The sequence below is a fragment of the Burkholderia lata genome, from assembly GCF_902499025.1.
In the GTDB taxonomy this organism is placed as follows: domain Bacteria; phylum Pseudomonadota; class Gammaproteobacteria; order Burkholderiales; family Burkholderiaceae; genus Burkholderia; species Burkholderia lata_C.
In genome coordinates this window covers 182,322-201,650 of sequence record NZ_CABVPW010000002.1, presented here as the reverse complement: position 1 = coordinate 201,650, position 19,329 = coordinate 182,322, and the positions used below count along the sequence as shown (strand labels likewise).

17 protein-coding genes are annotated in these 19,329 nt (G+C 66.7%); 9 read left to right on the top strand and 8 right to left on the bottom strand.

From position 1 onward, the window contains the following. Positions 1-62 precede the first annotated feature (62 nt). Positions 63-1,139, top strand: a complete 1,077-nt coding sequence (locus BDI24065_RS02485) for an ornithine cyclodeaminase (RefSeq protein ID WP_175029866.1) — start codon at positions 63-65, stop codon at positions 1,137-1,139. Positions 1,140-1,215: 76 nt separating this feature from the next. Next, positions 1,216-2,349, top strand: coding sequence for a branched-chain amino acid ABC transporter substrate-binding protein (locus tag BDI24065_RS02480; RefSeq protein WP_175029865.1), 1,134 nt, complete (start codon positions 1,216-1,218; stop codon positions 2,347-2,349). A gap of 62 nt (positions 2,350-2,411) precedes the next feature. Here BDI24065_RS02480 and BDI24065_RS02475 read toward each other — a convergent pair whose 3' ends face one another. After that, a complete protein-coding gene (locus BDI24065_RS02475) occupies positions 2,412-3,281 on the bottom strand; it encodes a mechanosensitive ion channel family protein (RefSeq protein WP_175029864.1) in 870 nt (289 codons plus the stop codon). Between the two features lie 339 nt (positions 3,282-3,620). Between BDI24065_RS02475 and BDI24065_RS02470 the strand changes: the two genes are divergently transcribed. Continuing rightward, on the top strand, positions 3,621-4,985 hold the full coding sequence (locus BDI24065_RS02470; protein ID WP_175029863.1) for a M23 family metallopeptidase: 1,365 nt from the start codon (positions 3,621-3,623) through the stop codon (positions 4,983-4,985). A 57-nt stretch (positions 4,986-5,042) separates the two neighbouring features. Here the strand turns inward: BDI24065_RS02470 and BDI24065_RS02465 are convergent, their stop codons facing one another. Next, complete coding sequence (locus tag BDI24065_RS02465; protein ID WP_175029862.1) at positions 5,043-5,882, bottom strand: AraC family transcriptional regulator; 840 nt, start codon at positions 5,880-5,882, stop codon at positions 5,043-5,045. 186 nt (positions 5,883-6,068) lie between these two features. On the opposite strand from BDI24065_RS02465, the gene BDI24065_RS02460 reads away from it, so the two are divergent. After that, the gene (locus BDI24065_RS02460; RefSeq protein ID WP_175010767.1) at positions 6,069-6,590 is read left to right on the top strand and encodes an RrF2 family transcriptional regulator; all 522 of its coding nucleotides are present in this window, start codon (positions 6,069-6,071) and stop codon (positions 6,588-6,590) included. Positions 6,591-6,680: 90 nt separating this feature from the next. Here the strand turns inward: BDI24065_RS02460 and BDI24065_RS02455 are convergent, their stop codons facing one another. From BDI24065_RS02455 to BDI24065_RS02445, 3 genes are all read right to left on the bottom strand, one after another. Next, entirely contained in the window at positions 6,681-7,886 is a 1,206-nt protein-coding gene (locus BDI24065_RS02455; RefSeq protein ID WP_175029861.1) for an NAD(P)/FAD-dependent oxidoreductase, read from the bottom strand. A 355-nt stretch (positions 7,887-8,241) separates the two neighbouring features. Next, a complete protein-coding gene (locus BDI24065_RS02450) occupies positions 8,242-9,084 on the bottom strand; it encodes a fucose-binding lectin II (protein ID WP_175029860.1) in 843 nt (280 codons plus the stop codon). Positions 9,085-9,207: 123 nt separating this feature from the next. After that, positions 9,208-9,597 carry a fucose-binding lectin II gene (locus BDI24065_RS02445; RefSeq protein ID WP_048243048.1) on the bottom strand — a complete coding sequence of 130 codons (390 nt, stop codon included), beginning with the start codon at positions 9,595-9,597 and terminating at the stop codon, positions 9,208-9,210. Between the two features lie 944 nt (positions 9,598-10,541). Between BDI24065_RS02445 and leuA the strand changes: the two genes are divergently transcribed. Beyond that, a complete protein-coding gene (gene leuA, locus BDI24065_RS02440) occupies positions 10,542-12,251 on the top strand; it encodes a 2-isopropylmalate synthase (RefSeq protein WP_175029980.1) in 1,710 nt (569 codons plus the stop codon). Positions 12,252-12,324: 73 nt separating this feature from the next. Here leuA and BDI24065_RS02435 read toward each other — a convergent pair whose 3' ends face one another. Continuing rightward, on the bottom strand, positions 12,325-13,038 hold the full coding sequence (locus BDI24065_RS02435; protein ID WP_175029859.1) for an autoinducer binding domain-containing protein: 714 nt from the start codon (positions 13,036-13,038) through the stop codon (positions 12,325-12,327). Positions 13,039-13,232: 194 nt separating this feature from the next. On the opposite strand from BDI24065_RS02435, the gene BDI24065_RS02430 reads away from it, so the two are divergent. After that, positions 13,233-14,048, top strand: a complete 816-nt coding sequence (locus BDI24065_RS02430) for a helix-turn-helix domain-containing protein (protein WP_175029858.1) — start codon at positions 13,233-13,235, stop codon at positions 14,046-14,048. Between the two features lie 21 nt (positions 14,049-14,069). On the opposite strand, the gene BDI24065_RS02425 is transcribed toward BDI24065_RS02430, so the two are convergent. After that, positions 14,070-15,416: an aspartate aminotransferase family protein gene (locus BDI24065_RS02425; protein WP_175029857.1), complete on the bottom strand. Its 1,347-nt coding sequence runs from the start codon at positions 15,414-15,416 to the stop codon at positions 14,070-14,072. Between the two features lie 56 nt (positions 15,417-15,472). Further along, complete coding sequence (locus BDI24065_RS02420; RefSeq protein ID WP_175029856.1) at positions 15,473-16,834, bottom strand: condensation domain-containing protein; 1,362 nt, start codon at positions 16,832-16,834, stop codon at positions 15,473-15,475. A 395-nt stretch (positions 16,835-17,229) separates the two neighbouring features. Here BDI24065_RS02420 and BDI24065_RS02415 point away from each other — a divergent pair, with 395 nt between their 5' ends. The 3 genes from BDI24065_RS02415 to BDI24065_RS02405 are packed head-to-tail and all read left to right on the top strand — an operon-like array spanning position 17,230 to position 19,321. Then, on the top strand, positions 17,230-18,012 hold the full coding sequence (locus BDI24065_RS02415; RefSeq protein WP_175029855.1) for a DUF3050 domain-containing protein: 783 nt from the start codon (positions 17,230-17,232) through the stop codon (positions 18,010-18,012). Further along, complete coding sequence (locus BDI24065_RS02410) at positions 18,009-18,398, top strand: cupin (RefSeq protein WP_175029854.1); 390 nt, start codon at positions 18,009-18,011, stop codon at positions 18,396-18,398. The genes BDI24065_RS02415 and BDI24065_RS02410 overlap by 4 nt, the downstream gene beginning before the upstream one ends. Continuing rightward, positions 18,395-19,321 carry a diiron oxygenase gene (locus tag BDI24065_RS02405; RefSeq protein ID WP_175029853.1) on the top strand — a complete coding sequence of 309 codons (927 nt, stop codon included), beginning with the start codon at positions 18,395-18,397 and terminating at the stop codon, positions 19,319-19,321. Before BDI24065_RS02410 ends, BDI24065_RS02405 begins: the two co-directional genes overlap by 4 nt. Positions 19,322-19,329 lie beyond the last annotated feature (8 nt).

Below are 19,329 nucleotides of genomic sequence, written 5' to 3'. Positions count from 1 at the left end.
GCGCTGACCGTTTCAACGGCGGCCGTGCCCCGTGCCGGCCGCCGCAACCGTGGAGCAAAGGCATGACGCGATACCTGGATGTGACGAGCGTGTCGACGCTCGTGGCCGAAGTCGGGATGACGCAGATCCTGACGACGATGGCCTCGTATATCGAGCAGGACTACCGGCGCTGGGAGACGTTCGAGAAGACCGCACGCCTCGCCAGTCATTCGACCGACGGCGTGATCGAGCTGATGCCGACGTCGGACGCGCGACTGTATGCGTTCAAGTACGTGAACGGCCATCCGAAGAACACCAAGGCCGATCTGCTGACCGTGATGGCGTTCGGTGTGCTGGCCGACGTCGATACCGGCTATCCGCTGCTGCTGAGCGAGATGACGCTGACGACGGCGATCCGCACTGCCGCGACCTCTGCATTGGTCGCACGTTTTCTCGCGCGCGCCGATGCGCGTTCGATGGCGCTGATCGGCAACGGCGCGCAGAGCGAATTCCAGGCGATCGCGTTTCACGAGATGCTCGGCATCGACGAACTGCGCGTGTTCGACATCGATCCGGCGGCGACCGACAAGCTGATCCGCAACCTCGCGCCGTTCACGGCGCTGCGCGTGATCCGCTGTGCGTCGGCGGCGGACGCGGTGCGCGGCGCGGACATCGTGACGACGGTCACGGCCGACAAGACCAACGCGACGATCCTGACGCCGGACATGATCGAGGACGGGATGCACGTGAACGCCGTGGGCGGCGATTGCCCGGGCAAGACGGAGCTGCATGCGGACGTGCTGCGGCGCGCGCGTGTCGTCGTCGAATACGAGCCGCAGACGCGCATCGAAGGCGATATCCAGCAGATGCCGGCGGATTTCCCGGTGATCGAGTTCGCGCGGATCGTGTCGGGTGCCGAAGAAGGCCGCGAATCGGATGCGCAGGTGACGGTGTTCGATTCGGTCGGCTTCGCGCTCGAGGATTTCTCGGCGCTGCGCTACCTGAACGCGGCGGCACGCGAACGCGAGATCGGGATCGAGCTCGACCTGATTCCGGCGCCGCGCGATCCGAAGGACCTGTACGGCGTCGCGACGCGCGGCGAGCACGCGGTGCTGCCGGCCGGGATGGGCCGTGCGGTGCAGGACGCGCTGCACCACTGACCGCAACCGATTCGTCATCCGAACCACAACACGTCCCGCATTGCACGGGGCTCACAAGACTGACCAGGAGACAGACATGTTTCGACATTCCATGACGGCATTCGCGGCAGCGGCGGCGCTCACGTGCGCGCTGTCGGCGCACGCGGACGAGATCGTGCGCATCGGCCACGTCGCGCCGCTGACCGGCGCGATCGCGCACCTCGGCAAGGACAGCGAGAACGGCGCGCGCCTCGCGGTCGAGGAAATCAATGCGAAGGGCCTGACGATCGGCGGGAAGAAGGTCACGCTGCAGCTCGACGCGCAGGACGACGCGGGCGATCCGCGCACCGCGACGCAGGTCGCGCAGCGGCTCGTCGACGACAAGGTCGTCGGCGTCGTCGGCCATCACAACTCGGGCACGTCGATCCCGGCGTCGCGCGTCTATCGCGACGGCGGCGTCGTGCAGATCTCGCAGGCCGCGACCAACCCGACGTACACGCAGCAGGGCTTCAAGACGACCTATCGCGTGGTGGCGACCGACGCGCAGCAGGGGCCGGCGCTCGCGATGTATGCGGCGAAGAACATGGGCATCAGGACGGTGGCCGTGGTCGACGATTCGACCGCATACGGGCAGGGCCTCGCGACCGAGTTCGAGAAGGCCGCGAAGGCGGCCGGGATGAAGGTCGTGTCGCGCGACGCGACCAACGACAAGGCGATCGACTTCCGCGCGATCCTCACGAAGATCAAGGGTGCGAATCCGGACGCGATCATGTACGGCGGCATGGATGCGACCGGCGGCCCGCTCGCGAAGCAGGCACGCCAGCTCGGCATGCGTTCGAAGATCCTCGCCGGCGACGGCGTGTGCTCGACCGACCTGCCGAAGCTCGCGGGCCCGGCGTCCGACAACGTCGTGTGCTCCGAGGCCGGCATCGCGCTCGAGAAGATGCCGGGCGGCGCGGCGTTCGCGAAGCGCTACGAGGCGCGTTATCACCAGCCGATGCAGGTGTATGCGCCGTTCTCGTATGACGCCGTCTACATCATCGTCGACGCGATGAAGCGCGCGAACTCGACCGATCCGGCGAAGGTGCTGGCCGCGATGCCGGCCACCGACTACAAAGGCGTGATCGGCGAGACGAGCTTCACGCCGCAGGGCGACCTGAAGCACGGCGCGATCTCGGTGTTCACGTACAAGAGCGGCAAGAAGGCGCTGCTCGATATCGTGCAGATGTGATGTGACGTTGCGTTGACGTCGCGGGGGCCGCGAAGCAGGAGGTGCTTCGCGGCCTTCGCCGTTTACAGCGCGCGCGTTTGCGCGCGGTCGGCGCGACGCTCCGCGTCGTGCACGATGTGCAGCTCGCGCGTGCGGATCGGCAACGCGCAGTGCGCGTCGGCGAGCGTCTTGCGCACCTGGCGCGCGAGGCGCCAGCGCATCGCCCAGAACTTGTCGGTGTGCGTCCATACGCGCATGTTCGCGACGACCGTGCTGTCGTCGAAGCGCATCACCATCACGTCCGGCGCGGGATCCTGCAGCACGTCGGGATCGGCCGCGGCCAGCGCGCGCAGCGCGTCGAGCGCGCGATCGATATCGTCATGCACCGACACTTCCACTTCGAGATCGAGGCGGCGCGTCGGGTTGCGCGTGTAGTTGCGGATTGAGCTGCCCCACAGTGCGCTGTTCGGCACGTATTCGCAGATGCCGTCCGGCTTCGTCAGCCGCGTCATGAAGAGCCCGACCTCGTCGACGGTGCCCGCGACGCCCGTGCCGCCGTCGATGTAGTCGCCCACCTTGAACGGCCGCAGCAGCAGAAGCATGATGCCGGCCGCGATGTTCTGCATCGTGCCTTGCAGCGCGAGGCCGATCGCGAGGCCGGCCGCGCCGAGCACCGCGACGATGCTTGCGGTTTCGATGCCGAGCTGCGACAGCGCGCCGACGATCGCGACGATGCGGACGCCCCACGCGGCGACGTCGCAGAGGATCGGCCGCAGCGTGTCGTCGACGCGCTCCTTGTTCGAGAGCAGGCGGTTCAACCAGTTGCCGATGCGTTTCGACAGCCACCAGCCGGCGACGAGCAACGCCAGGCCGGCGCATAGCTTGATGGAGAGTGTGGACAGCGCGTTCCACAGGAACGTCCAGCGTTCCGGGTGCAGGTGATCGAGCAACATGACGGGATTCCGGTTTGAAGAAACAGTGCGCGACGCGTGGCGTGCCCGCCGTGGTCGCGGCAGGCTTGCGCTCATGCGCCGGCAGCGTTCGACTGTACAGGGGGCATGATGGTTCGCGCGAATGAGTGGGGTCGAATGCCGCATAGCCGTGCCGCCAGGCCGTGAAATCGCGATTTCGACTTAGTACGAAGCGGCTTTTCGATCAAATGAGACTAGTCCTATTCAGCCGCTTCGATCGCGCCGATACACTCGTTTTCACGTTGCCGGGTCGCGACGATCGTTCCTCCGCGATACCCGGTTCTTTCCCGATTTCATTGACAGACAGCGAGTGACGACGTCATGCGGTTAGACCTGCGTTTCCGTCTCGCACGCGAACAAGGTCAACCCGCACAGCGCGGCGTTCACGGTTTCCCGATGCGCCGCGCGCTGCTGCGCGGTGTCATCGCGGCGGCCTGTGCGGCCGGCGCACCGGGTGCGGTGGCACACGCGTCTCATGACGCCGCGCCGTTCTCGCCCGCGATGGCCGACCTTGTCGACGTGCCCTTTTTCAACGCCGCGCGCACGACGTGGGGCGGTTTGCATGCATCGACGGCCGCGCCGCTCGACGTTGCCTATGCGTCGCATGCGTTGTCCGTGCCGACGGCCGGCGATCGCGACGACCCCGTTGCGCGCTTCGGTGCCTGCGTGGCTTACCGCGTGCTGTGCGACGCGGCGCGCGGGGCGGTCGAACGCGCGTACGCGTCGAGGTTCGATTACGGTCTTGCGTCAGCGTTGCCTGCAGCGGGCGAGCAGGCCGCGTTCGCGCGGCGTCCCGTCGATCTTGCCGGCGCCGAGCCGTTCGTGCTCGCGGAAGCCGAGCGCGGCGCGCGGGCCGGCGCGATCGTCGGCAGCCTGCACGCGTCGCTGGCGCGCGCCGATCTGCCGGCCGGCGTTACCGCGCAGATCACCCGCATGCTCGCCGGTCGCATCGACCTGAAACAGCGCGGTGCACTTGGCGACACCTTCCGCGTCGCATACGAACCCGACGGCAACGCCAGGCTGCCGGGCGGCGTGCGCGTGACGGCGCTCGAGCTTCGCTTTCGCGGCCGGCACGTCGCGGCAGTGTGGTTTGCGCCCGATGCCGGCTCGCCGGGCGCCTATTACGACCTCGGCGGCGTGCCGCTCGCCGGCGCGCGGTTTGCGATGCCGGTCAGCGCAACGCGGATCAGTTCGCCTTTCGGGACGCGCGTGCATCCGGTAACCGGCGCGCGCCATGTGCATTCCGGCGTCGATCTCGCGGCGCCGGCCGGGCGCGCGGTTCACGCGTCGGAGCGCGGCGTCGTGACGTTCATCGGTACCGAGCCGCGCGGCTACGGCAAGTACGTGGTGATCCGCCATGACGGCGGCTATGCGTCGTACTACGCGCACCTGTCGGCATTCGAGCCGACGCTGCGAACCGGCACGCGGGTCGAGCGTGGCCAGCGGGTCGGCGCGGTCGGCAGCACGGGAACGGCCACCGGGCCGCATCTGCACTTCGAGGTCCGGCGGCATGCGCGTCTCGTCGACCCGGTCGCGCTGGTACAGGCAGGCAAGGCGGCGAAGCTGAAGGGCGAACGGCGCGTCGCGTTCAACCGCGTGGTGCTCGACGCGCGCACGCGCCTGGCGTCGGCTGCGTGGTCGCAGCCGGTGGCAATGGCGCAGCCTGCCGGATCTCGGGCTGGTTGACGATTGGCGAGGTGCGGGCCGCGACGCGCCACGTCGCGGCCGATCAGGGCCAACCGCTTACACAGCGGGTTCGACAGGCAACCAGATTTCCAGCACGCCGGCGCCCGTTACCGGATCGTAGTCCGCGCTGTAGCGCTCGAACTCGGGCGCGTCGACCGCCTTGAATCCCGACGTCGGCAGCCAGCCGTTCCAGATGCTGTAGATCGTTTGATACAGCGTGGAAATATGCCCGACGTGTTCGAAGACCGCATACCGCTGCGGTTCCAGTTCGACGTAGCGCAAGGGGGCGGTCAGCCGGTCGCGGCTGGTCACTTCCACGCCCGCGATGTACTCGAAGCTGCCATCCGCATCCGGGTTGCAGCACACACCGTAGGTCACGCAGTCGACCTGGCCGGGAAGGGTACCGATGTATGGGATGAACGCTTGCCACAGCGCCGGAATGCCTTCGTTGGTCTCGAAGGTGTAGCGGTCGCTCATGCCGGCGATCAGCCGCTTGCCGGCAGTTTCGAAGCGTGACGGTACAACGTCGATGATCTTCAGTTCTTTCATGCGAAGCGGCTCCACAAGAGACAACCCGTCGAGAGTGCGCCGTGCCCGCACGTCTTCGGGCGTCATGCCGAAGAGATCGCGGAAGGCGCGCGTGAACGCCTCATGGGAACCATAACCGGCATCGAGCGCCACATGCAGGATGTCCGGCGCGCCTTGCGCCAGCGCGCGCGCCGCACGCGTGAGCCGCCTCGACCGCACATAGCGCATCACCGGCCAGCCGGTATTCATCGAGAACAGCCGCGAGAAGCCGAAGCGCGTCATGTCGCAACCGGCGGAAATCCTGTCGAGCGTCAGTTCGCGGTCCAGCTCGGTTTCGATCAACCAGAGTGCTTTTCCAACCGGATTCATGGTGTGCCAATGAGTGTGTCGGGCGGACTATAGGGTATCGGCGGCGGAGGCATTTGATCGTTCTTGCGGGCCGGCGGATGCACGCGACCATCTCCCTCCGACGAAAAAGGAACGGATGGCGCGACGGGTGACATTGTCGCCGTCCTGCGCTACGCTCCCAACTCCGATACCCCGAGTCGCAATAGCATGTCGTTCATCAGCACCGGCGTCGAGTATGGCCTGCATTGCCTGCTCTATCTCGCCGACACTTCCACCGGCGTGCGCGACGCGAGCGTGCGCGACCTGGCCGAGATGCAGGGCGTCTCCGTCGATTACGCGGCCAAGCTTTTCACGCGTCTGGCGAAGGCCGGGATCGTCGTGTCCAGCGAAGGCATACGCGGCGGCTTCGCGCTGGCGAGGCCCGCGCGCGACATCTCCGTGCAGGACGTCGTCGAAGCGATCGACGGCGACAAGCGGCTGTTCGACTGCCGCGAAGTGCGCGGCCAGTGCGCGGTGTTCGAAGGCGAGCCGCCCGCGTGGGCCACGCGCGGTACCTGTTCGATTCACGCGGTGATGCAGGCGGCGGAGCGGGCGATGCGGGAGGAACTCAGGAAGCAGTCGCTCGCCGATCTCGCCGGGCAGGCCTGGGCGAAAGCACCGGCCGGATACGGCCCCAAGGTGGTCGGCTGGTTTGCCGATCGCGCGGCCAGCCGCGGCGGCGAGCGCTGATCCGCGTCGCGCCGCGGCGGATCGGCACGGTACGACGACACGCGGGGCGCCTCTCTCGCACTCCGCGCATCGCGCAGGCCAATGCGCCGCTCAGGCCACGACGATCCGCAGCGGATCCGCGGCGGCCAGCGCTTCCGCGCGATCCGCACGCGGCGGATAGATCCATTCGGAATTGATCCGGTGCTTGAGCTGCTTCGCTTGCGCACCCGTCAGCTTCACTTCGCGATCCCAACCTTCCGTATAGACCGCGCCCCACGGGCCGAGATCGAGGCACGTCACATACTTCGGCTGGCTGTACGGGATCGGTTCCAGCCCCAGCAGATCGGCTGCCACGTTGTGTCCCGCCGAACGGCCCAGGTTCATCGCGTGCTGGCACGACATCATCGTGTGGTTGCCTTCGTCGTCGGTGGCCGCATACGCGACGTCGCCCGTTGCGTAGACGCCCGGCACGCCTTCGACCGCCAGATTGCGATCGACGTGCAGGCGTCCCGTCGCATCGCGGCGGCCCGGAACCTGTTCGGTCAGCGTGCTGGCGCGCAGGCCGGCCGTCCAGATCACCGTGCTCGACTCGATCCGCTCGCCGTCCGCTGTCGTGATGCCGCCCGCGTCGACCGATGCGACGCCGGACCCGAGCTTCCACGTCACGCCGAGCGTGCGCAGCGCCTCTTCGATGACGGGGCGCGGGCCCGCGCCCAGATCGGGGCCGATGGCGTCGTTGCGCTCGACGATCACGACCCGCACGTTCGCCTGCTCGCCGAGCGCGGCGCGCAGGCGGGCCGGCATTTCCGCTGCCGTCTCGATGCCCGTGAAGCCGCCGCCGGCCACGACGACCGTATCGCGTGCCGTGGAGGCCGGCTGCAACGCCAGATCGCGCATGTGCGCTTCGAGTTCGACGGCTTCGTCGGTCTGATCGACGCTGAACGTATGCTCCGCGAGGCCCGGAATCGCGGGGCGGAACAGGCGGCTGCCGGCCGCCAGCACGAGGCGGTCGTAGCCGAGCGTCGTCGCTTCACCGTCCGTGCGCAGCACGTCGGCGGTCCGGCGTGCGACGTCGATGCGCTCGACCGTGCCCTGGACGAACGTCACGCCCACCACGTCGAAGATCTCGCCGAGCGGCGCCCGGAAGTTTGCCGGGCCTTCTTCATAGAGGCGCGGACGGACGTGCAGATGGGCGTCGGGCGCCACCACGGTGATCTCCACGTCGGTCCGGCCGTGCGCGTCCAGCACACGTGCCGCGCTCAATGCACTCCACATGCCGGCAAAGCCGGCCCCGATAACAAGAATTCGTTGTGCCACTGTTCCACTCCGGTTGATTGATGCACGAGGTCGGTAGAACACCGACTTTGTCTGCCGCATCGATGCGCTCCATAACTACGATTCTATGAGTCGTAGTTATGGAGCGCAAGTCCTGTGTTCGGAATGGCGTGTCGATCAATCAGGGCGCGACCCGACGAAGGGCGGTGCCGGGAACGGGAAATCGCAGCGAGGCCATGGCGATCGATGCGGTGGCGTCGCAGTACCGCGATCGGGCGCAGTCGATTCGGTTAGGCCGATGGGTGACAGAGGCGGGACGCGTTTGCAGCGTCAGGTCCGACGTGCCGAAGCGAATCGCCACGCCGGGCGGCGTGGCGAGGGGGCTGCGTGACGCTGCTTAGCCCAGCGGCCAGTTCAGGAACACGATGCCGTCGTTGTAGTCGTCGTCGGTGCCGTCCTCCGAGCCGACGATCCCGAAGTACGTCTTCTTGAAGAGGTCGACCTGCCGCGAGCCGAGCCGCGACGGCTTGCCGTTCGCCATCACGATCACGCGCACGCGCCCCTTGCCGGAGTCGAGCACCTTGGTGCCGAGGTTCTGGTCCTGCACGCCGGCGCCCTTGAACGTGGCGGCCGGCTTCGGGTTGTCGTCGACGTAGATGTCGATCGTCTGGTCGTTCGCCGCGTTGGTGAGCGCGGTGACGCCGAACTTGATGTTCGGCGGCAGGTTGAACGTGCCGTCGCGCTCGCCGCCGCCGCCGATCGTGCCGCTACCGGTGCTACCCGTGCCGCCCGGGTTGCCGCCCGCGCCGGTTTCGCCGCTTCCGCTGCCGGGCGACGACGATTGCGCGGCGGTGTCGCCGATCGCGGACAGGCTCGCGTACGAATCGATGTGCATCGCGCTGCCGCGCACGCTTTTCCACTGGCCCTTCACGAACGTGACGCCGGTGCCGACGTCGATCGTCGCGACGAGCGTGAACGGCATGCGCCCGGTGGCTTCGGGCACTTTCGACGAATAGGTGAAGCAGCCGTCCGCGACGACGCCCTTGTCGGTCGCGATCGCGAAATAGATGCCGGGGAAGTTGTTGCCGGTCGCGTACGGCGTCGGCACGTTGAGGATGACCTGCAGTTTCCCGTCTCGAATCTTTGCCTTGGCGATGTCGATGTACAGGCCCGGGATGTCGACGTAGGTTTCCGATGTCGCCACGGGGGCGCTGACGATCGAAGCCGAAAGGAGGGGCATGGATGTCTCCGTTGGTAGGGCGGGTTTCGATGCAAAAGGGGGGCGGTGCCGCCGAAGGCGGCGCGCAACCGCCGGCCGGCCCGGAGGCGGCCGGCGGTGGTGAGTGGCCCGGTGCACGTCAGGTCAGCCGATCGGCCACTGGAGCACGACGATGCCGTCGTTGTAGTCGCTGTCGTGGCCGTCTTCCGACACGACGATCCCGAAGTTGACCGTGTACGGCGAGCCGTCCGATTTCTTGCCGTTGATCGGCGCGAGGCGCGCGTCGGTGGCCGACGGCTTGCCGTTGACCGTCACTTCGAAGCGGATCTTGCCGTTGCCGGAATTCAGCGTCGCTTCACGGGTGCCGTCGCGCGTCGTCAGCTTGTGATACGCGGCGGGTTCCTTGCTGTCGCCGATAAACAGCTTGATGTGCTGCTGCTCGGCGGCATTCGCGAAGAAAATCGCGCGGAAATCGGTATTCGGCGGAATCGAAAACTCGCCGGCGCGATTGGATGACGTTTGAGAATCGGCCATGCTTTCCTCCTGAGGAACGATGGGTAGGGCTTCGAGTGTTGTCGCGCAAACGTTTGCCGTTTGAAATGCGACATACTGAGCATGCCGAAAAATAAACAAGAAAATATTCGCCGGGGAATGGCCATTGTTCAGTAAATCGAAAACGACGGTTAATCGATTTAATGAGGTGTGTTTAATCGAAGATATTTCGATATATTCAATAAACTATATCGATGTGTGTATCGCTTTTCTGAATGATGCGCGGTTGCGCGGGCGGGGCGGGCTGGCAGGCGGGGGCAATCGGGCTTCGGCGCGGACGCTCGGCGTTCGCATATGGCAGCGTTGGTTTCAACATCAGCATCTCGGTCGTGGCCGCGCCCACCGGCCACCACCGAACGCCCACACCGAAACCCGATTGATTGCAACAGGAGGGGGTGCGGCACCGGCGAAGTACTTTGACCAACTCACTCCGAACGTGAACAGGGCCCTCACCGGCGCCGCACCCGTGAAGGATATCGACGGGGCGGCGCGCCGCCTATCGGACAGGACTGATTCCGAGCGATCAAATTCGGCGCCATTTACATTCCGCCCGTTGACAGCCCCCATCCGCCTGTGATTTGATTTCGGCCATGCAAGCCGCCCAGCTCCTCTTCTCGCTACGACTACTAGCCCGTTTCTCCGGGCTGGGTCTGCGGCTGCGCGCTTTCCATCTGCTTCTTTCCTGAAGCGCCAGATTTCCCCCGCATCACCGACCTGGCCCCGGTTGTCGACCGGCGCCTGAGATCGTCCTTCTTCCGAATCGCTCCGCTCCGTCCCGGTCGCTCAACCGCCAAGGCTGTCGTTCGCCGTACCGCTTTGCCGTTGTGCCGCTTTCACCCGTTTTACCGCTGCGCGCAGCCTGCCACCCGATCGATGGCCACCGCGCCGCGGATTACCGACAAACCGACCGAGGACCGAACATCATGATGCTGAAGAACCCCGCCACGAAGTACCGACCGTTCACGCCCGTCAACCTGCCGGACCGCACGTGGCCGACGCGCACGATCACGCAGGCGCCGATCTGGATGAGCACCGACCTGCGCGACGGCAACCAGGCATTGTTCGAGCCGATGGATGCGGCGCGCAAGATGCGGATGTTCAAGACGCTGGTCGCGATCGGCTTCAAGGAGATCGAGGTGGCGTTCCCGTCGGCGTCCGAGACCGACTTCAACTTCGTGCGCGAGCTGATCGAAGGCGGCCACATTCCCGACGACGTGACGATCGAGGTGCTCACGCAGGCGCGCGACGACCTGATCGAGCGCACCTTCGACTCGCTGCGCGGCGCGAAGCGCGCGATCGTGCACCTTTACAACGCGACCGCGCCGGAATTCCGCAAGATCGTGTTCGGCCTCGACCGCGACGGCGTGAAGACGCTCGCGGTGAACGCCGCGCGCACGATCAAGCGCTGCGCCGACGCCGCAACCGGCACGCATTTCACGCTGCAATACAGCCCGGAAACCTTCACGGCGACCGAGCTCGATTTCGCGAAGGAAGTCTGCGACGCCGTGTTCGACGTCTGGAAGCCGACGCCGGAGCACAAGGCGATCGTGAACCTGCCGGCCACCGTCGAAATCGGCACGCCGAACTTCTACGCGGACCAGATCGAATGGATGCACCGCAACCTCGCACGCCGCGATGCGCTGATTCTGTCGGTGCATCCGCACAACGACCGCGGCACGGCGGTCGCGGCGGCCGAGCTCGCGGTGATGGCCGGCGCGGACCGGATCGAGGGCTGCCTGTTCGGCAACGGCGAGCGCACCGGTAACGTCGATCTCGTCACGCTCGCGCTGAACCTCTACTCGCAGGGCGTCGATCCGGGCCTCGATTTCTCGCAGATCAACGAAGTCGCGCGCACGGCCGAGGAATGCACGCAGTTGCCGATCCACCCGCGCCATCCGTATGTCGGCGACCTGGTGTTCACCGCGTTCTCCGGCTCGCACCAAGACGCGATCAAGAAGGGCTTCGCGGTGCAGCGCCCCGATGCCGTGTGGGAAATGCCGTACCTGCCGATCGATCCGAGCGATGTCGGCCGGACGTACGACTCGATCATTCGCGTGAACAGCCAGTCGGGCAAGGGCGGTATCGCGTTCCTGCTCGAGCAGAGCCATGGCGTCGCGTTGCCGCGCCGCCTGCAGGTCGACTTCAGCGCGGCCGTGCAGCGCCTGACCGACGACAGCGGGCTCGAAGTGACGAGCGCGCAGATCTGGTCGCTGTTCCAGCAGGAATATGTGGAAGGCGATGCGCCGCTGCGTTATGTCGGCCATGAACTGACCGAGCGCGACGGCCGCGAGACGATCGTGCTGACCGCCGACGTGCACGGCGAGCGCCGCGTGCTGCGCGGTGAAGGCAACGGCCCGCTCGATGCGCTGATGCACGCATTGCGTACGCCGCTGCGGATCCAGCACTACGAGGAGCGGGCGTTGTCGCAGGGCGCCGACGCGAAGGCGATCGCGATCGCTGAGCTTTCCGGCACGGGCGTGCGCGGCAGCGCGTTCGGCGTCGGCATCGACGCGAACCTGACGACCGCGTCGATCCGCGCGGTGATCAGCGGGGTGAACCGCGCGTATGCCCGTGCGGATGAGGTTGTGCAGGCAACGTTCTTTGGTGCGCAGCCGGCGGTGCAGGCCGTCGCGTAAGCGGATCGAGGCCCGGGCGGCGTGGCCGGCCCGGGCTTCGTTCCTTCAGGTCACGGCGCGCATGCGCGCGCCGTCAGGGCAGCAGCCCGAGCATCGCGGCCTTGGTGGCCGCATGCGTCTTGTTCATCGCGTCGAGCTTCACGACGGCGTTCTGCAGGTGGAACTTCACCGTCCGCTCCGCGATCCCGAAAATCATCCCGATCTCGTAGGCCGTCTTGCCGTCGGCCGTCCATGCCAGCACCTCGCGCTCGCGCAGCGTCAAGCCGCTGCTGGTCGGCGCGATCGGATCGACGAGGCGCGGCATCAGGTACGCGTGAGCGGCATGCGCGAGGCTCGCACACGGGGCGCGCAGCCGCGAGATCTCGTCGGCGTCGAGCGGCGTCGTGTCGCGCACGAGCGTCAGCACGCCGAGGTTGCCGGCACGATCGTAGCCGCCGTTCGACCAGCCGTAACGCATCCCGAAGCATGCCGCGTCGTGCCAGAACGCGGTGTCGCCCGGTTCGTCGAACGCATTCCACACGACCGGCCGCGGCTGGCTTGCCACGCGCTTCATGATCGGGTCGATGGTGACGTACCCGAATTTCACATAACGATGTTCCCATTCGGGTGGATGATTGCCGACGATCTGCATGTCGGGCCGGGCGAGCGGCAGGGTGCGGCGCAAGCCGTAGACGCAATATCGGAACCCGAGCGCCGCCGCGGCGGCGGCGATGGGCGGAAATGCGGCTTCCGCCGTGGGTGCGCGCTGTAGTGCGTCGAAACAGTCGTGCAGTATTGTCAGGTCCATCGGTGTTCCTCGTCGGTGTGGGCGGGCCGTGCATTGCGGCCCGCGCGTATCCTGTTCAAAAGGACAGTTTTTAAGCGAAGCCGACGCCGGTTTAATGGCGGCTGTTCGCGTCAGGTGCCTTTTCGTACGGATGCCTGACTCCGTCGTTTCAAGTGTTGCGGTACCCCTCTGGTTTCGTATCAGGACGATCGACCATGACCAGCGTTCAAGACGTGCCTTTCCTCGCACGCGCCGGTGCGCGCGCGTTCGCCTTCGGCGGGATCCGTGCGATCGAACCGCCCGGCGCGTCGGCCCCCGACCGCGCGCTTGCTCACGAGTATGCACCGCACGCGCATCAGGCCGGGCAACTATTGTTTACGACGCGCGGCGTATTAGTACTCGACGTCGAAGGCCAGCGCTGGATCACGCCGCCGCTGCGCGCGATCTGGATTCCGGCGCGCACCGTCCATGCGATGCGCGTGGCCGACGACGTGCAGCTCTGCTCGCTCTATCTCGGCGACGCGCTCAGCGCGCGGCTGCCGGACGTGCTGTGCGCGTTGACCGTGTCGCCGCTGCTGCGCGAGCTCGCCACGCGCGTGTCGTATCCGCTCGACAGCAGCCTCGACCACGACCCGCTGGCGCGCCTGTTCGCCGACGAACTGCACGAGCTCGCGCAGACGCCGCTCACGCTGCCGCTACCGCGCGACCGGCGCCTGCTGAAGCTCTGCGAGCGGTTGCAGCGCGAGCCGCACTGCGAGTTGCCGCTCGACACGCTCGCACGCGACGCCGCGCTGAGCGCGCGCCACCTGGCGCGCCTGTTCCGCAGCGAGACCGGCATGAGCGTCGCTGCCTGGCGCCAGCAATTGCGGCTGTCGATGTCGCTCGCGTTGCTGGCAAGCGGCATGCCCGTCACGCAGGCCGCGCACCAGGTCGGCTATCGCAGCCCGACCACGTATGCGGCCACCTTCAAGCGCGCGTTCGGCGTCACGCCGAGTCAGTACCTCGCGGTGGCCGAAGCGGCGGCGCGCTGAACGCCGCCGCCGCAACCGCGTTCAGCGCGCGGCCGGGCGCGGCACGACTTCGAACGCATGCTGGACCGCGTGCACGATCCGGTCGACGTCCTCGCGACCGATCACGAGCGGCGGCGCGATCGCGAGGCGGTTGCCGAGCGAGCGGATCAGCACGCCCGCATCGCGCGTCGCGTCGGCGAGGGCGGCCGCATAGCCGTCCGACGGATCGATCGATTCGCGCGTCGCCTTGTCCTTGACGAGGTCGATGCCGACCAGCAGGCCCTTGCCGCGTACGTCGCCGACGGCCGGATAGCGGTCGACGAGCGGCTGCAGCCGCTCGAGCAGGTACGCGCCTTCGCGCGCCGCGTTGCCGGCGAGATCTTCGTCGACGATGATCTGCAGGTTCGCGAGCGCGGCCGCGCAGACGATCGGGTGGCCCGAGTAGGTGTAGCCGTGCATCAGCGTGCCGATGCCGCCCGGGTTGGACGCGAACGCGTTCTCGATCCGGCGGTTGACGACGGTCGCGCCGAGCGGCAGGTAACCGGACGACACGCCTTTCGCCAGGCACATGATGTCCGGCGCGACGCCCCAGCCGCGGCTGCCGAATGCCGCGCCGGTCCGGCCGAAGCCCGTCACGACCTCGTCGGCGATCAGCAGCACGCCGTGGCGGTCGCACACCTCGCGCACGAGCGGCCAGTAGTTCGCGGGCGGCACGATGATGCCGCCCGTCGCCTGCACGGGTTCCGCGATGAAGGCGGCCACGGTGTCAGGCCCTTGAAACAGGATCTCGCGCTCGACGAGCGACGCGCACAGCCGGCCGAGCTCCTCGGGATCGTGCGTGAACGGGTTGCGATAGATCCACGGCGTCTCGACGTGGAAGCAGCCGGCGAGCGTCGGTTCGTAGTTGCGCCGGTAGACGGTGTTGCCGGTGACGGAGCTGCCGCCGAAGTGCGAGCCGTGATAGGCCTGGCGCAGCGCGATGAACTTGGTGCGCTCGGGCTGTCCGGATACCTTCCAGTACTGGCGCGCGATCATCAGCGCGGCCTCGACGGCGTCCGAGCCGCCGGAGCCGAAGATCACGCGGCTCATGTCCTCGGGCTGCAGCATGCCGACGAGGCGTGCCGACAGCTCTTCCGCGCGCGGATGGCTGAATCCGGCGAAGACCGGATGATATTCGAGCTCGTCGAGCTGGCGGACGATCGCTTCCTTGATCTCCGGCCGGCCGTGGCCGACGTACACGTTGAACAGCGACGCGACTGCGTCGAGGTACGGCCGGCCCGTGTCGTCATACAGGTAGCAGCCTTCGCCGCGCGTGATGCGCACCGGCGGGCGCGATGCGGCGAGGGGATGTTGCCGGGGATGCCAGAAGCGCGATTCAGAGTAGGACATGAAAGGACTCCATAGTGATTCGGTTGGGCTGGGCAACAGGGCGATGCAGGTGACGTTCAGCCGGAGAGCGCCACCGATTGAAAGTCGAGCCGGCTTTCGAGCGTGCCGAGCGTCGCGAACGGTTCGTCGAGCGCGACGCGCATGAAAGTCAGGAACTGTTCGACGTGGGTGTTCAGCGCGTTGCGGCTGTAGTACTGCGGGCTCGCGTCGAAGTCGAAACGCATCGGCTCGCCGTTGCGGCGGTCGGTCAGGTTCACCATCAGGTCGTCGGTGGTGCCGACGGAGAGGTTGTGCGACGTCGCCGGGCAGTCGCCGAAGCGCAGGTCGTAGTCGAACGCCATGATGTTGATCTCGGGACCGAATACGCCCTGACCGTTGTCGAGCGACGTCAGCTCGCGGTGCAGGTCGCCCATCCGGTAGCGTTGATGCTGGCGCAGCGCGGTCATCTCGCGGTTCGCCTGGTGGCACAGATCGTCGAGCGTATGGCCCGGCTCGACGTGCAGGCGCAGCGGCAGCATGTTCGCGCACTGGCCCGGCGTGCGGCGCTCGCGCGCCGACGTGCGCGCCATCGCGGCGACCGACAGCACGATGTCGTGCGCGCCGGTGTTCAGGTACAGGTACGCGGCGCTCAGCGCGGTGACGAGCCGCGGCACTGTCGACGTGAAGAGTCGCTTGGCGACGTCATCGATGCGCGCGCTCTCGATGAGGGTTGCGATGCGCGTCTCGCGCAGGTCGGGCCCGTCGCCGCGCTCGGGGGACAGCGCGGGGCCGGCGAGCGTGACCGTGCGCGGCTGGTCCGCGAAGCGCTCGAGCCAGTAGCGGCGGTCGTGTGCGAATTGTTCGGACGCACGATACGCGTCTTCGTCCAGCTGCAGCTCGGCGAGCGATGCGAAGCGCGCGGGCGGCGCCGTGACACCCTTCACGAACGCGCTGTACAGCTCGGCGGTGCGTGTGACGATCAGGCTGGCCGCGTAGCCGTCGACGAGGATATGCGCGTAGCTCTCGAACCAGTAGTAGCGTTCGGGCGCGACGCGGTACAGCGTATGGCGGAAGAACGGCCCGCGTGCGAGGTCGATCGCGCCGGTGCAGTGCTTGCGCATGTCGGCGAGCGCAACGTCGTGCGCATCGGCCGTGCCGGCGAGGTCGACGTATTCGAGCGTCCAGTCGTCGGCGATCGCGGCGTCGAGCACGCGCACGGGCGTGTCGCCCTGCAGGACGATGCGCGTCGTGTGCAGTGTCTGCGCCTCGCGGATCACCTGCCGCAGCGCGCGTTCGAACGCGCCGGTGTCGAGCACGCCGCGAATTTCCACATACTCGGCCGCATAGATATGCGTCGACGGGACGGGATACGCGAGCGCGGCCTCCCAGAAATCGCGCTGCGGCGCGGACAGCGGCAATTGATGCGTCGAATGGGTCACGTCGTTCTCCTGGAAACCTTATTCCGGTGGATGAATTGGATGCGCGTATTTGTTTAACAAAAAATACTTATTCGCATCGTGCATTCAATTTTCGATGAATCGCAATTCTTATCCTAGACAGCTGGATTTGAGGCTGTCAATTCCATGCGGCTTTTTTGGTAATTCTTGAAATCCTTTCTGGTAAAGGCTTTGGTGGGTGTGCGCGCGGTCTGGTCTGGAAAGAATATGAGAATGTCCGTTTTGAATAGGCGACAAATTGTGAGCTTATTTAGCATCGGTGCCTGAAATTGCTGCGCGGGCCGAATACGGCATGCGGGCAATTCGCCGGAAACGGTTTCCGGCGACGGAGGCCGGCGCGGTTGGCCGGGGCGAGCGCACATCACAAGGAGAGTGCCGTGAATCAACTGGAAGGGCTGGAGCGAAAAATCGGCGAGCAGCACGAGCGGCTCGCGCATCATCCTGTGTTCGGATCGATCCGCACCATCGACGAACTGCGCGTGTTCATGGAATGGCACGTGTTCGCCGTGTGGGATTTCATGTCGCTCGTGAAGCGGCTGCAACTGGACCTGACGACTGTCGCGGTGCCGTGGGTCGCACCGCGTAACGCGAACGCGTCGCGCCTCATCAACGAGATCGTGCTCGGCGAGGAATCGGACGAAACGCCGAACGGCCACATGAGCCACTACGACCTGTACCTGCACGCGATGCGCGATGTCGGTGCGTCGACGTCGCGCATCGAGGAAATGGTGTCGCTGGTGCGCTCGGGCTTCTCGGTGTCGGCCGCGCTGAAGGCCGTCGATGCACCGGAGCCGGTGATCCGCTTCGTCGAGGCGACGATGGTCGCATGCACGTCGGGCGCCACGCACCAGGTGCTGGGCAATTTCTTCTACGGCCGCGAGAACGTGATTCCCGACATGTTCCGCACGCTGCTCGACGAATGGAAGATCGAGCGCTCGTCGATTCCGCTGCTCGTGTATTACCTCGACCGCCATATCGAAGTGGATTCGGGCGAGCACGGCCCGGCGGCGCGCGCGATGATCCGCGAGGCGGCCGACGGCGACGCGGCGAAGCTCGAGGAAGCGCTGCAGGCCGGGCTCGATGCGATCGACGAGCGGATGCGCCTGTGGGACGGGCTGCTCGCGCATCTCGGCCAGACCCGCAACGTGGTGCCGGCATGAACGCGCGCGGGCTGTCCGAGCGCATCGTCGATTTCGCCGCGCTCGATTGGGAGCACCCGGCGGCCTTCGACGACGGCATCGACCAGGTCGTGCTCGTCGATACGCTGGACGAGCACGCGAAGCGCGGCATCCGGACGCGGATCGTCCGGTTCGATCCGGGTGCGGGCACGCGCGTGCCGTTCCTGCACGACTACCACGAGGAAGTGCACCTGATCGACGGCGACCAGAGCCTGATCGATGTTGCGACGCGCGAGTATCGCGCGACCTATCGCGAAGGCAGCTACTTCGTGCGTCCGGCCGGCACGCCGCATGGCCCGTTCCGCAGCGACGCGGGCTGCCTGTTGCTCGAAATCCATTACTACGGTTCCCCGGAGGGCACGCGATGACCACCGCCGTGACATACGTGAGCCACGTCGATCGCTGGGAGGCGCGCGCGACCGTACGATCGCGCCCGCGACGGATCGTCGAGGACGACGAACTACGCTACTACCCGCTCGAACGCCAGCCGTTGTGCGCGCACCCGGCGATCGTCGACGCGGGCGATGCGGTACGCGACTTCGTGCTGCTGCAGAGCTTCTACAAGTACATCCAGGACGTGATCATCTTCGAGACGGAGATCGTCAACGCCACCGCGTTGCGGATCGCGCGCGGCCGCTTCGCGCACCCGTTTCCGTTCGCGTGCCGGCAGGACGCGATGACCGTCGTGATCGACGAGGATTACCACGCGTACGTCGCGATGGACTACCTGCGGCAGGTCGAGGACGCCACCGGCATCGCGCCGCTGCCGCCGAACAGCGAGATCGAGCTGTCGCGTGCGATTCCGCGCGCGGTCGAGCGGGTCGGTGCGCAGTACCGCGACGGCATGGAGCTGTTGTGCGTTGCGATCTCGGAGAACACGGTCACGGCGGAAGTCGCGGCGTTTTCGCGCGACGCGACGCTGAAGCGCTCGGTGAAGGGCGTGATGGCCGATCACCTCGCGGACGAAGGCCGTCACTCGGCGTTCTGGATCAGTCTCGTGAAGCTGTACTGGTCGGAGATCGATGAACCCGCGCGGCTCGCGCTCGGCGAAGGGCTGCCGTGCTTCCTGCGCGAATACCTGAGCGCGGATCTGCAACTGCAGTTCGATCGCCGCCTGATCGACGCGCTCGATCTCCCGGCCGCCGAACGCGCACGGATCGCGGACGACATGGTCGGCGCGTATCCGATCACGAGCCAGCATCCGATGATCGTGAACATCCGGCAGTTCTTCCGGATGAGCGGCCTGCTCGATCACGCGCCGACCCGCGCGGCCCTGTCCGACTACCTGTGAGTCAAGTC